Source organism: Aquimarina sp. AD10, from assembly GCF_003443715.1.
In the GTDB taxonomy this organism is placed as follows: domain Bacteria; phylum Bacteroidota; class Bacteroidia; order Flavobacteriales; family Flavobacteriaceae; genus Aquimarina; species Aquimarina aggregata.
Window position 1 is genome coordinate 5,910,164 of the sequence record NZ_CP031965.1, and the last position, 13,045, is coordinate 5,923,208.

General features: G+C 32.6%; 11 protein-coding genes. 3 read left to right on the plus strand and 8 right to left on the minus strand.

The window, feature by feature from the left end:
* The first annotated feature begins 3 nt into the window (after positions 1-3).
* Together D1816_RS24680 and D1816_RS24685 are read left to right on the plus strand one after the other, a co-directional pair.
* The gene (locus tag D1816_RS24680) at positions 4-1,158 is read left to right on the plus strand and encodes a hybrid sensor histidine kinase/response regulator (protein ID WP_118506082.1); all 1,155 of its coding nucleotides are present in this window, start codon (positions 4-6) and stop codon (positions 1,156-1,158) included.
* Between the two features lie 49 nt (positions 1,159-1,207).
* Complete coding sequence (locus D1816_RS24685) at positions 1,208-1,915, plus strand: hypothetical protein (protein WP_118506083.1); 708 nt, start codon at positions 1,208-1,210, stop codon at positions 1,913-1,915.
* Between the two features lie 36 nt (positions 1,916-1,951).
* On the opposite strand, the gene D1816_RS24690 is transcribed toward D1816_RS24685, so the two are convergent.
* The 8 genes from D1816_RS24690 to D1816_RS24725 all read right to left on the minus strand — a co-directional run bounded on the left by D1816_RS24690 (position 1,952) and on the right by D1816_RS24725 (position 11,819).
* Positions 1,952-2,296: a 5-carboxymethyl-2-hydroxymuconate Delta-isomerase gene (locus tag D1816_RS24690; protein ID WP_118506084.1), complete on the minus strand. Its 345-nt coding sequence runs from the start codon at positions 2,294-2,296 to the stop codon at positions 1,952-1,954.
* A gap of 18 nt (positions 2,297-2,314) precedes the next feature.
* Entirely contained in the window at positions 2,315-3,334 is a 1,020-nt protein-coding gene (locus tag D1816_RS24695; RefSeq protein WP_198403824.1) for an adenosine deaminase, read from the minus strand.
* Positions 3,335-3,358: 24 nt separating this feature from the next.
* Positions 3,359-5,365: an excinuclease ABC subunit UvrB gene (gene uvrB, locus D1816_RS24700; RefSeq protein ID WP_118506085.1), complete on the minus strand. Its 2,007-nt coding sequence runs from the start codon at positions 5,363-5,365 to the stop codon at positions 3,359-3,361.
* 233 nt (positions 5,366-5,598) lie between these two features.
* The gene (locus D1816_RS24705; RefSeq protein WP_066313712.1) at positions 5,599-6,042 is read right to left on the minus strand and encodes a DUF6438 domain-containing protein; all 444 of its coding nucleotides are present in this window, start codon (positions 6,040-6,042) and stop codon (positions 5,599-5,601) included.
* A gap of 56 nt (positions 6,043-6,098) precedes the next feature.
* On the minus strand, positions 6,099-7,055 hold the full coding sequence (locus D1816_RS24710; protein WP_118506087.1) for a hypothetical protein: 957 nt from the start codon (positions 7,053-7,055) through the stop codon (positions 6,099-6,101).
* Between the two features lie 165 nt (positions 7,056-7,220).
* Positions 7,221-10,052, minus strand: coding sequence for a T9SS type B sorting domain-containing protein (locus tag D1816_RS24715; protein ID WP_118506088.1), 2,832 nt, complete (start codon positions 10,050-10,052; stop codon positions 7,221-7,223).
* A gap of 26 nt (positions 10,053-10,078) precedes the next feature.
* Positions 10,079-10,915: an ABC transporter permease gene (locus D1816_RS24720; RefSeq protein WP_066313706.1), complete on the minus strand. Its 837-nt coding sequence runs from the start codon at positions 10,913-10,915 to the stop codon at positions 10,079-10,081.
* A 4-nt stretch (positions 10,916-10,919) separates the two neighbouring features.
* Positions 10,920-11,819 carry an ABC transporter ATP-binding protein gene (locus D1816_RS24725; protein ID WP_066313704.1) on the minus strand — a complete coding sequence of 300 codons (900 nt, stop codon included), beginning with the start codon at positions 11,817-11,819 and terminating at the stop codon, positions 10,920-10,922.
* A 150-nt stretch (positions 11,820-11,969) separates the two neighbouring features.
* On the opposite strand from D1816_RS24725, the gene D1816_RS24730 reads away from it, so the two are divergent.
* Positions 11,970-13,037 (plus strand): hypothetical protein, encoded by a 1,068-nt coding sequence (locus D1816_RS24730; protein WP_066313703.1) that lies wholly within the window; start codon positions 11,970-11,972, stop codon positions 13,035-13,037.
* Positions 13,038-13,045 lie beyond the last annotated feature (8 nt).

A 13,045-nucleotide genomic window follows, 5' to 3' on the forward strand; every position in this document is an offset into this window, starting at 1 on the left:
CCTATGGAATACTCTATATTAGTTGTTGATGACCAGCCAGAGAATATTAGATTTATAAGTATTTTATTAAAAGAAATGGAGTTAGGGAATAAAATTTATTCTGCACCTAATGGAAAGGTAGCTCTAGGATTAATAGAGAAAATAACTCCAGATTTAATTTTGTCAGACTGGGGGATGCCGGAGATGGATGGTTTAGAATTGTTGAAAGCCTTAAAAGCATCACATAAAACTAAGGACATACCATTTATTATGATATCTGCAATTAAGATAGATGCAGCATCTATGAAAGAAAGTTTTGAAGCTGGAGTTCATGACTATCTAAAAAAACCCTTTGATAAATTGGAGTTTGTAGCTCGAGTTACTGCTACTCTTAAACTTCAAGACGCCTATCTTAAAATCAAAAAAAACGGAGAAGAGATTGCAAATCAAGCACTATTGATTTCTAAACAACATGAAGAACTTCAGAAGTTGAATATGCTTAAGGATAGGATTTTTTCAATCATATCTCATGATGTACGGGCCCCACTGGCTACTTTAGATGGTTTGTTAGAGATTTTTAGTGATGAAGAAATACAATTAGATGAAAAAGAATTGATTGGATATGTTGGTACAGTCAAAACGGAATTGAATAGTATTCAATCTTTAATGGATAATCTACTCTATTGGGCCAAATCTCAATTGGCAAATAGAGAAATGAGTAAAACAGATGTAAATATAAATGAAGTAACCCAGGAAATATCTGAGCTATTTCATGATAAAATTGTAAAGAAATCATTAGATTTTTATAACCATGCAAACAGTAATACCACTATTTATGGAGATAAAAATGTAATATCATTTGTTATTAGAAATTTGTTTGCTAATGCAATTAAATTTACGCCAATAGGTGGCAGAATAACGGTTGACCTTAAAGTAATCGAAGATTCTGTTGTAATTTCAGTTATCGATACCGGGGTAGGAATGGATAAAGAAGTATTAGATTCTATTTTTGATGAGGATATGGTTTCTACTCAAAAAGGTACTTCTGGAGAAGTAGGTACTGGTTTAGGGCTGATGTTATGCAAAGAATTAATAGAGCAAAACAAAGGTTCGTTATCTGTGAAAAGTGAAATAGGTAAAGGAAGTACTTTTAGTTTCACAATTCCAATTGAAAACTGAAATCATTATAAAAAAATATCACTTCAACAGAGTTAACTAAAATTTGTTTATGAATTCATTTCAGGAAGTTTCATGCAAAGTTTCAAGGGATAAGACGCTACTTATCAAGACCAAAGCAGAAAATATTTCATTAGATAAAGAAGTGTTTGCAGTAAATTGGTTTGTTACTAAGAATAAAACATTGTACAATTTTTATAATCTTTTAGCTGTTAAAAGTGTTTATAATGTAGGAGCAAGGCCAATTTTTAAAGGAGAGATTGTAAAAAAAATACTAGGAAGTGATCAACAAAATATGCTATTAATAGTTAAGTATCCTTCTGTAAAAAGTTTTAAGAATTTGATCGAAAAATTATACTTTAAGCTTATAAGTGTGATAAGAATCAAAGCTGTAAAAGATTTCAATTTTGGGTTTACCACAAAAAATAATTTTAAAGCAAGTAAGACAAAGGATACAACAAAAAAGTATGCTGTTCATCACTATAGTGGAGAACATACTTCGGCAACCAAAAAAATAGTAATTGATTTAGCAAGTAGATATCAGGTTAAACTTTTTTATTCGGGATCAGTATCCTCATTGGTACATATTAAAAACAAAGATAAAAACCCAAAGCAGATTTCTTGCAATATGGATGAAATATTACTTTGGTATTCAGATTCAGAAGAAAGTATAATGGCCTTTGTTGAAAATAAGTCCTACAAAGAATTTATAGCACAAACATCAAATTCATATTTAGGAATCTTGGATAGGTCGTTGTAATAGAAAAAAGGATTTCCCCCTTTATGTGTCATAGTACTAAACCATATCTTTTTTTACATAAGAGGATTTTTCAAACTCTCTAATGTTCATCGATAATATGGGTACATTAGGAAACATAGTCTTAAGAGTCGTTACTATTTTTTTTGAAAGGTCTAATTTTTGTTCATCCGTTCTTCCTTCCATGATATTACCAAATACGTGTATAAAATCATCATTAGTATTTCCTATAGTATAATGCTGAAAAGGGTTGATTCGTACTTTGATATCTCCTTTTGCAAAAAGTCCTGTAGAATCTGCAGTGTCATACACATTTTTAATGATCTCTTCTGGTGTTTTAAGTGTTATGATATGTTCTGAACAATCTAATATAAAGTGTGGCATGTGGTGTACTATTTTTGATCAATTATTTAGAAAGTAATTTTCAATTTTTGAAATGTATTTTTCTTTTTCTGTATCGGGTAACCAACTGGCATTAAAACTATTTTTCACGAGTTCGGTAATTTGTCTCTTAGAGAGGTTTAATGCTTTTGCAATACCAAGATAATTTTCGTTCATATACCCTCCAAAATATGCGGGATCATCAGAATTAACAGTAACTAATAAGTTTTTATCCATCATTTTTACAATAGGATGATCTTTTAAATCAGTAACCACTTTTAGTTCTAAATTAGAAAGGGGGCATAATGTAAGTGGTATTTGCTGTGTTGCTAATCTATCAACCAATTTATGATCATCTAAACAGCGATTACCATGGTCAATACGCTTTACGTTTAACAGGTCAAGGGCTTCCCAAATGTACTCGGCAGGGCCTTCTTCTCCGGCATGTGCTACTGTGATAAAACCTTCTTCTATGGATTTAGCAAAAACACGTTCGAATTTAGATGGTGGATTTCCTATTTCAGAAGAGTCCAGGCCTACACCACTAATCCATTTTTTATAAGCTAAACCCTGTTCTAATGTTTTAAAGGCTGAAGCTTCATCAAGGTGTCTTAAAAAAGACATAATTAACCTAAAAGTGATTCCTAATTTTTCTTTTCCATCTTCTAGTGCCTTATAAATCCCTGTAATTACGGTATCAAAAGAAATTCCTCGGTCGGTATGTGTTTGCGGGTCAAAAAATATTTCAACATGTTTTACATTTTGCTCATGAACTTTGTTTAAATATGACCAAGTAAGATCATAAAAATCGTTTTCATGGATCAAGACATTTGCTCCCGCATAATAAATGTCAAGAAATTCCTGAAGATTATTAAACTTGTAAGCATTTTTTAATTCGGTAACTGTTGAATACTTAATTTTTATATTATTTCTTTTAGCAATTTCGAACATTAATTCAGGTTCAAATGTGCCTTCAATATGTAAATGAAGCTCGGCTTTGGGTATTCCTTCTATGAACTTTTCGATTGAAATAGTACTCATAATTCTTGATTGTTTAAGGGGAAATTACACTTTTTGATCTTGTACTTTGTCTTGCAACATTTTAATTTCATCACGTAACCTAGCGGCCGTAATAAAATCTAACTCTTTAGCGGCTTTCTCCATTTCTTTTCTGACATTACGAATACGTGTTTCTAATTGTTCTTTGGTATAATATGCTGTTTCTTCCTCTGCAGCTTGCAAAGTTGGTGACGTTTCGAATTGGTATGGTTCAATTTTTTTACCATAAAGAGCATTATCTAATGATTTTTTGATGGCAGTAGGCTGAATATTGTGTTTAGTATTATACGCAATCTGCTTTTCTCGTCTGTATTCTGTAGCATCTATAGTTTTTTGCATACTATCGGTAATCTTATCTGCGTACATAATAGCTTTTCCATTTACATTACGAGCAGCTCTACCAACCGTTTGTACTAAAGATCTTTTATTACGTAAAAAACCTTCTTTGTCTGCGTCAAGAATAGCAACTAATGAGACTTCGGGTAGGTCCAATCCTTCTCTAAGTAAGTTTACGCCAATAAGTACATCAAAAATTCCTTTTCTTAAATCTTGCATAATTTCAACACGCTCGAGCGTATCGACATCACTATGAATATATCTACAACGAACATTAATTCTTGTAAGATATTTGGCTAACTCTTCTGCCATTCTTTTGGTTAGCGTAGTTACCAAAATACGTTCATCAACTTCGATTCGCTTATGCATTTCTTCAATTAAATCATCGATTTGATTTAAACTTGGGCGCACTTCAATAACAGGATCCAATAGTCCTGTGGGTCTGATAATTTGTTCAACAAAAGTTCCTTCACTTTTTTGTAATTCATAATCTGCAGGTGTAGCACTTATATACAATACTTGATTTTGTATAGCTTCAAGTTCTTCAAACTTTAAAGGTCTGTTATCCATTGCTGCAGGAAGTCTAAAACCATATTCTACTAGATTTTCTTTTCTTGATCGATCTCCACCATACATAGCATGAGTTTGAGGTATCGTTACGTGACTCTCATCTATAATCATTAAATAATCGTCAGGAAAATAGTCTAATAAACAAAAGGGTCTTGTGCCCGGATTTCTGCCATCTAGATAACGCGAATAATTTTCGATTCCAGAGCAATAGCCCAATTCTTTGATCATTTCAAGGTCAAAATTTGTTCGTTCCTCTAATCTTTTAGCTTCAAGAGGTTTACCGATCTCCTTGAAGTATTCTACTTGTTTACCTAAATCTAATGCTATCTGATCAATGGCAGCATTAAGGATATCAGGAGACGTTACAAACATATTAGCAGGGTAGATATTTAAGCGCTCATACTTTTCTATAATGCTATTGGTTTGCACATCAAAAGCTTCAATTTCTTCAATTTCATCACCAAAAAAATGTACCCTAAATGCATCATCTGCATAACTAGGAAAAATATCAACAGTATCTCCTTTTATTCTAAAATTACCGTGTTTGAACTCTGCTTCAGTTCTTGAATATAAACTTTGTACTAAGCGATGTAATAATGCCGTACGCGAAACAAATTGTCCTGTTTCGATAGAGATTACATTTTTTTGAAACTCTACCGGATTACCAATACCATATAAACAGGATACTGAAGCAACTACAAGTACATCTCGTCTTCCGGATAGTAGAGATGAGGTTGCACTTAATCTCATTTTCTCTATCTCATCATTAATCGACAAGTCTTTTTCTATATATGTACCAGAGGTAGGAATGTAAGCCTCAGGTTGATAATAATCATAATAAGAAACAAAATATTCGATAGCATTATTCGGAAAAAATTGTTTAAACTCAGAATATAGCTGTGCTGCTAGGGTTTTATTGTGGGCTAGGACCAAAGTAGGTCGCTGTACTTTTTCGATCACATTCGCCGCTGTAAATGTTTTTCCCGATCCAGTTACTCCTAAAAGTGTTTGGTATTTTTCATTTGATTCGATGCCTTCAACTAATTGTCTTATGGCATCAGGCTGGTCTCCAGTGGGTTTGAATTTAGATTTAAGTTCGAACTTCATGAATCTTTTCTTTTTCCTTTTTAAACATTAAAGATACTGAAACATAAAGTTTTGATAGCTACTATTTATTTCTAAAAAAATGTGAAATTTTATATACTACGTAAGGCTGTTTGAAATTAATCAAACAGCCTCAATCCAAATAAACAATTCAGAAATAAACAAACAAACTAACCTAAAACAGTAAAATCATGATTTACTCTATTGATTTTCCCACTAAAACCAATAAACAAGATTTAAATAGTACTTGCAGTATTTTGCATGATTTTACTTACTATATCTTTTAGTTTACTATCAAGTACTTTTATATAATTACTAGCACTCGTTGTATAATATTTGTATTCTTTGTTATTAATATTCAAAGTAGTTATAGATTTATCTCGTTTTCTTTTAAACGTAATATTTTCTTTAGGATCTTTTGTCAATGTTGCTTTTAAGCTTTCAAATTCTTCCTTACTTAATTTCTTATTTATCTTTCCTTTTACACTAACATTATTAATACCTGAGTACGCAATTGATCCATCTTTAAATATCCATAAATCATAAACAGGACATTTTCCATTACAAGGACTTTTTGAGTAATATATTAGAATATCATCTTCTGCCGAAGTCAAGGGTGTTTTCTTAGTAGAACTACAAGAGAAATTTAATAGTGCCAGTAGCATTACGAGATACTTCATATTCTTATTTTTATTGTTTAATTAATCAGCGTCATAAGAAGCTGTTATCTTATTTTTTAATTTTTATGAAGTCTACAATGCGATTTGTTTTTATCTCCAAAAGTATGTGCTCTTTTCCAGGCTCCTGGAGCTGGTAAAAATGTTTTATTACTTTTTGAAATATTTCCACGAATGTAGTTTCTTAGTTTTACCATTTCATTGTCATCATACATGATCTTGATTTTTTGTTCAGCACCACTAGTTCCATTAACACCTTCTGCTCTAGTTGTGAACGTAGCAAATATTTCAGCGATATCTTCTCCAGGATTTGTTGAAGCATATTGTGTGACAAAACGTTCTTGATACTTGGTATAAAATTCTTGTGCTTGAACTTCGGTTTCAGTATTTTGAAATTCTTCCCAGATATCTGCCCAATGATTTTTGTGAAGCTTATTAATATTAGAATCAGATTTTGCGCAACCTTCTCCCGGAAAGTAGTTTGTGCAGTTACTTTGTTTTATCGAGGCATCTAGTTGCGTATTATCCAATGTAATAATATGTCCAAACTCATGTATGATAGTGTAGGCAAGTTCCCCTTTAGCGTTAAACCCTCCTTCATATGCATAATCGACAGCTATACCCATTTGCCATTTTGAAAGGTCTTGAGTACGTTCTATAACATATCCAAGTACGCCTTTGTCTTCACTGTCATCTCCAGAATAAATCATGAATTCGCTCATTTTAGATCGATACTCTAGAGGAACAATTTTTTTAGTTAATTCCCATATTTCCTGATGCTTTTGAGTATCTTTTTGTAGAGCTAGTGCATTTCCTGATACGTTAAAGTCTTTTTGTTTTACAATATTTTCCCCCTCTACTTTGTACAAGGTTAAATTTTTTAGACTACCATCACCATCTGCACTGTTTGCTTCATTTTGTATTGGTCCGGTACCATCATCATCGTTATTACAAGATTGAATAAAAAATGTAGAAATACTTATGAAAGCGATGAGTATATAATTCAATTTTCTCATAGGATATGTTTCTTTTAAAAATTAAGTTTCTTTATATCCCAAAACAAAAGACTTTTAAAATACCCTACTTTTTATTTTAAATTTTAATTCATAAGAAGAAAATAAGGCCTACGATTGTAAGCTTTTATAAGAAGTTTTAATGTATTGTGTTTTTGTTTTTCGGGTTTATCTAATTAAAGAAAAACTGCCTGTAAGAACCCTCCCGGTTTGTAATTCAACTCTATACCAATATTGACTAGAAGGCATTAGTTTGCCATTGTAAGTGCCATCCCAACCTGGGGTACCTGCTCTTAATTGTTTGATTAGTTTTCCATAACGATCAAAAATATAGATTAAAGAGTCGGATAACATTTGAGATGATATTCCATCTACATTCCAACTTTCATGAAACCCATCACCATTAGGCGAGAAAAAATCAGGAAATCCTATTACAGCTATATCTCTTGTGACCTCGGGAAGACAACCATTTTTATCTCTGACATAAACAACATGAAAACCTGGAGGAACATTGTTAAATGTCGCTTCATCCTGGTAGGCGCTTAATACACCATTTATTTCTATTGCATATTCATAACTACCAATTCCTTGTACATTAACAGTTACGGTGTTATTATTTGATGCATCATTAATATCTACAGATGTTATTGTTGGTATGCTAGAACCTGTAACTTCTACAGTACGAGTGTTAGAACATTGAGTTGACGTATCTGTTATTTCTACCATATATGTCCCGGCTTGATCCACAAAGATTGATTGTGTTGTCTCGCCGGTAGACCATAAAAAGGTAAAATTAGTTAAGCCAGGGTTTGGAAGTATGCCTGTATCAATTTCAATATTTGTTTGGTTTTGGCATAAAAAATAAGCACCTATTTCTTCAATTTCGGGAGTAGGGTTTACGAATAATGCTACAGAAGCAATAGCAAAGCAGTTACCATTGCTCTCTTCAACTTTGGCATAGACGATATCATCACCTTGAGTATTAGGGGTGGTATTACTATAAGAAGTAATCGGATTAACATTAAATTGGGCATCGTCAATATTTTGATAATAGGTTAATGTCAATCCAGCTGTAGTTATACCTTGAAGAATTAGTGGATCGGCTTCTAAAAGGTTAAAAACGGTAATACCATCTTCAATACCATCATCATCACAGGCTCGTAATTCTACATCATTGGCACTTGTAGCATTGACTTGTAATTCGATAGTGGTAATGCTAAAACAATTCGTGTTGTTATTGTCTGTTACCCGGGCATATACTAGTTGATTGTTTTGGTTGTTTTCAAAACTAGTGATATTAGTAAGGGCAGGAGTTCCTGCTTGAGCAGAGGGGAGATCAATGAAAAAACTTACGCTAAATTGATTATTTCCTCCGGTAATTTGATCGGTAGCAAGACTTAAATCAAACAGTGCTAAATTATCACCCATTACTTGATATAGGTCACATTGTATAAGTGTTACGGGGATGCTAGGAGGAATTTCAGTAAATGTGGCATTCGCAACTCCTACAAGAGGGCAACTACCATCATTAAGATCGACTTCTAATCGATAATTAGCAGTTGCAGTGACATCTAAAAAATTGGATGTAGTACTTATTGGAGTATTATCAACAAACCATGTATAAGTAGCGCCCGGGATATTTTGATAAGAAAGTCTAAAAGTTTCTCCTTCGCAAAGAGAAAGGTTTGCATTGTTAGAATCACCAGAATTTATGATATCAATAGTTTGTGCAAAAATTGACTGAATAAAAGGTGGTAATCCAAGACGGACACCACGACGCCCGTCAGAATTTACTAAAAGCCCTTTTTCGACATATATCACATTTGCTGCTATTTCTTCCGGGTTCTCAATAATACCTAAGTAGTCACCTGTGTCGGTTGCAAAATCTTCATATTGAGTTCGGTATATTTTTCCGTCTGGAGCTAATTGTAAAGCACCCTCAAAAAAAGAAGAAAAATTGACACCGTTTTCATTAAGAATTCTTGTTCCGCTTGCCGGAATATCTATATCGGGTAGTGTAAGGTCGAATTGTAAAAGAAAACTTTGACCTATACCTTCATTTCCGATCCCAATGGCAGAGTAGAGTCGTTGCCCGCTTTGAGAAAATTCTATTCCGTAAGGGGAGTCTCCGTTATAGAGTTCAATTTCATTACTTACAGCGCCTGTTATGTTATCAAAGTCATACAGTACTACTTTTCCTGGACCATTACCAGCAGTAACAGTGGCAAATCCAAAATGTGCTACAGCTAATTTGTTCCCTTCTGTAGACGCTTTAATATATCCTAAAGCATTGCGACGATATCCCGAAAGAGGAACAGTAACGCCAATTTTAGAAGTCACCGGGTTTACATTAACACCAGTTTGTTCTACTTTAAAAGCATAAAAAGTATCCACAAAATGAGTAATTACCCAAAAGGAGTCGCAATCATCACTTTTTACTGCTGTTATTTTTTCTGAGCATTTGTATGCACTTTGTAAAGGATCTGAAGTATCGTATGTGATCAGAGGTATATTTTTTTGTCCTGCAACAATATCACCAGCGCCTCCATTTAGAGACATGTCTACCACAGAATACATAAAACCATCATTTATGCCATCACCATCTACAGTTGAAGGATCATTGTCGGCATTATCATGATGAGGTTCATCTACAGTGAAAATGATATAAATATTAGGAGTATTGGGTTGCGGTACGATTAATGCAGATGACGTGCTCGATGGATCTCCTTTTAGATTAATACCATTAGGCATAATGGTATTAAACCTATCCCAAACCCTAATACCATCAGTATAAAATAAAAGTGCTCCTGTTGCATCAGAAATTGTAGTACACCCTTCTAACGTATTGATTTGACCATCTGTAAGAACAGTTGGAGGAGTAGTATTAAAACTTACACCAGCATTTTTTCCAAAATACCAGTTATTAGCTTCTCCCTGACTAAAAATAGTTAAGCCATTAAAAAGTAATATCGTTAAAAAGGTGGTATGTATATACCTCATTCAATGAGCAATTAAGCTCAAATATATTATAAATCTCTCTTTTTAAGTAATAGATGAGAAAGATATACGAAAATTACAGTCCAAACAAGTACTATAACGATACCATACCAGTGTACCGTATAATCCTTTTGAAAGTTTTCTCCCAATTGATTTGCTGCAGACTGAATAAAATTTAATCTGGTAAATGGTTCTTTAATTAGGTTTGACATCGATTCTAAAGGAAAAAACTGAACGATTGATTCGGCTATGGTAGAGCCTTTAAACACTTTGAATTTTAGTAATGCATAGATAATGTTCTCAACAATCCACCAAATAAATAAGAATCCTAATGCAAAAGCAGAGCGTTTTACAAAAATTCCTAAGAACATACAAAAAGCAAAGAAACCTACTAGTTTTACGAAATATGCCAAAACATATTCAAGGTCCGAAACTATAATTGAAAACTCATTATAATCCGAGAAACTAACCCCTAATATCATTGATACAATGATTAGAAAAATAGTAGAGAGGATAGAGAAGACAATAACAGTTAGGAATTTAGATCCTATAAATTCTTTTTTGCTTAACCCATCAATAAGGTTTTGTTTTAGGGTTCTATGGCTGTACTCGTTAGCCATCATTGATACAATAACTATTGCTAGAAATAATTTTGCCCAAGCCGCGATATAGGTGTTGAAATGCCATATATATGGGAAATTAAAAATTCCTTGATCTGCAATTCTAAACTTGACACCTCCAAAGTTAAATTCTATCGAGGCGATTAGCGCTATAAAAGTTATAAGTACAAAGTAAGTGATAGTGATCACTTTAGCAGCTTTGTTATATCGTAATTTTTGAAATTCTATATTGAGTAGTCGTAACATGGCTTTAGTTTAAATTGTTGGTTAATTGTAGAAACTGTTCTTCAAGGCTTTCTTTTCGTTTTACCAAGTGTGTAAGAACTATTCCTTCAGTATATAATTGCCTGTTAAGATTTTCTGCATCTAATTCCTGAGCTAAAAAAGCAATGATTTTTCCATCTTCTTCTTTGTGGCTTTTAAAGCCGTCGTGTTTTGTTAGCCAATCTTTTAGAACAGAATTTTGGTTACTCTTTAATTCAAAAAAACCAAAACTAGCATTCATTTCATCTACGCGACCAGAATATAGTTTAATTCCTTTTCGTATAATCACCACATGACTACATACTTTTTCAACTTCATCCAATAAATGAGAGGCTAATAAAATTGTAGTGCCTTGTGCTGCAATTTTTTTAATGATTTCTCTAATTTGATGAATTCCTTGTGGATCTAAACCGTTTGTAGGTTCATCAAGAATCAAAATTTCAGGATCATTAAGTAAAGCTGAAGCAATGGCTAATCTTTGTTTCATTCCCAAAGAAAATGTTCTAAATTTACTATCCTTACGCTCCAATAAGCCAACGATTTCTAATTTTTCTTCAATTTTTTCTGAAGTTACCCCCTTAATTTGACAAACTAGTTTTAAGTTTTGTGCAGCAGTCATATACGGGTAAAAATTAGGGCGCTCGATTATAGCACCAACCTTTTTTAATGCATCATGTGTTGAAGTGTTGCCATCGAACCAAGTAAATGAACCCGAAGTTTCATTAACAACATTAAGTACAATACCAAGTGTAGTTGATTTGCCACTTCCATTAGGTCCAAGAATGCCATAGACATTTCCTTTTTTTATAGTAAAAGAAAGGTCATTTACAGCTGTAATCGGACCAAATTTTTTGGTAAGATTATGTAGCGTGAGTATATTTTCCAATTGTGATTAGTTTTGGTGGTTATATTAAACAAGACGATCAGTATGAGTTTTTGTTACATAAATATGTTATTGTCTTTTTTTGATTGTGTAAAGTTTTAACAGTATCAAAAATAGTAATTTGTAAATTGCTAACTGAAATGATCGCAGTGTATGGAAGAAAAATTAATGTCTAAAAAAAAACCAACCTATCCTATAAACGATGAATTAGATGCGTATTTAAAGGAGTGCAATCGAAAAATTAAAATCCCAGTATTTTATGATGATTTGCTTAGGTTTTCGGGTTCTATTGTGGTGTATGATAGTAATGATGTGGATACATTATGGGTTAGAGTGTATTATGAAGAGCACGAAAGGCCCGAAATAGAATCGAGTCTTAAAAAAGTATATACGATTTTACATTCTGATGGAAATGAAGATGCTATTGAATTTTTGAATATTGATGCGATAGACTATTGTACTTTTGGTAATTCTAAACCTTTTAGAGTAAAAATTAGAAATATTCTTAATGATAATTACACTTATATTTATGTGAAAAAAGCAGATGCATCACGAATTTATGGATTAGAATTAGAACATATGTTTTCTCCTAATCGCATCAATTTTTTGGTTTATAAAAATACATTGATAGAAGAACATATTGCTGGTATACCAGGAGATGTATTTATTAAAGATTTTTTACCTGATTTAAGTGATCAGGCAAAGTCACAAATCGCTAAAGAGTTCGTGAAATTTAATGAACGTTGTCAAATGCGTTTGTTAGGAGATATGCGATCCTATAATTATGTCATTATACCTATTCATGATTTTGAACATGTAGAATATAAAATTAGGGCTATTGACTTTGATCAACAGTGTTTTGAAGGGAAATTAAAAGTGTATCAGCCACAATTTTTTAAAGAAAATTTTGCAATGGTAGATTTAGTGATGAGTAAGTTACAAGCGAGCTCGATAGAACAGTATAAGAAGGAAGAGCGATCCGTCTTGGCAAAACGAATCCTTAACTCTAGGTCTAGGTATGAAACTTTGGTTAACTGTATGTGTAGAGATACTATTTCTACAGAGGATAATATTAAACAGCTAAGAGAACATTTATATAATTTTACACTTGACCTAAATTTTAGACGTAGTATATCTATGGGAGAAGTTTTAAAAACCGCGATGGATTTTGTACGCCGTAATTATGAAAATGTTAATATGAAGAGGCTATTAGAAGGTTGATTTTAAAA

Excerpts from the sequence above, each read along its gene's own strand:
- D1816_RS24680 (WP_118506082.1), top strand. The coding sequence starts at position 4 with ATGGAATACTCTATATTAGTTGTTGATGACCAGCCAGAGAATATTAGA.
- D1816_RS24685 (WP_118506083.1), top strand. The coding sequence starts at position 1,208 with ATGAATTCATTTCAGGAAGTTTCATGCAAAGTTTCAAGGGATAAGACG.
- D1816_RS24690 (WP_118506084.1), bottom strand. The coding sequence starts at position 2,296 with ATGCCACACTTTATATTAGATTGTTCAGAACATATCATAACACTTAAA.
- D1816_RS24695 (WP_198403824.1), bottom strand. The coding sequence starts at position 3,334 with ATGAGTACTATTTCAATCGAAAAGTTCATAGAAGGAATACCCAAAGCC.
- uvrB (WP_118506085.1), bottom strand. The coding sequence starts at position 5,365 with ATGAAGTTCGAACTTAAATCTAAATTCAAACCCACTGGAGACCAGCCT.
- D1816_RS24705 (WP_066313712.1), bottom strand. The coding sequence starts at position 6,042 with ATGAAGTATCTCGTAATGCTACTGGCACTATTAAATTTCTCTTGTAGT.
- D1816_RS24710 (WP_118506087.1), bottom strand. The coding sequence starts at position 7,055 with ATGAGAAAATTGAATTATATACTCATCGCTTTCATAAGTATTTCTACA.
- D1816_RS24715 (WP_118506088.1), bottom strand. The coding sequence starts at position 10,052 with ATGAGGTATATACATACCACCTTTTTAACGATATTACTTTTTAATGGC.
- D1816_RS24720 (WP_066313706.1), bottom strand. The coding sequence starts at position 10,915 with ATGTTACGACTACTCAATATAGAATTTCAAAAATTACGATATAACAAA.
- D1816_RS24730 (WP_066313703.1), top strand. The coding sequence starts at position 11,970 with ATGGAAGAAAAATTAATGTCTAAAAAAAAACCAACCTATCCTATAAAC.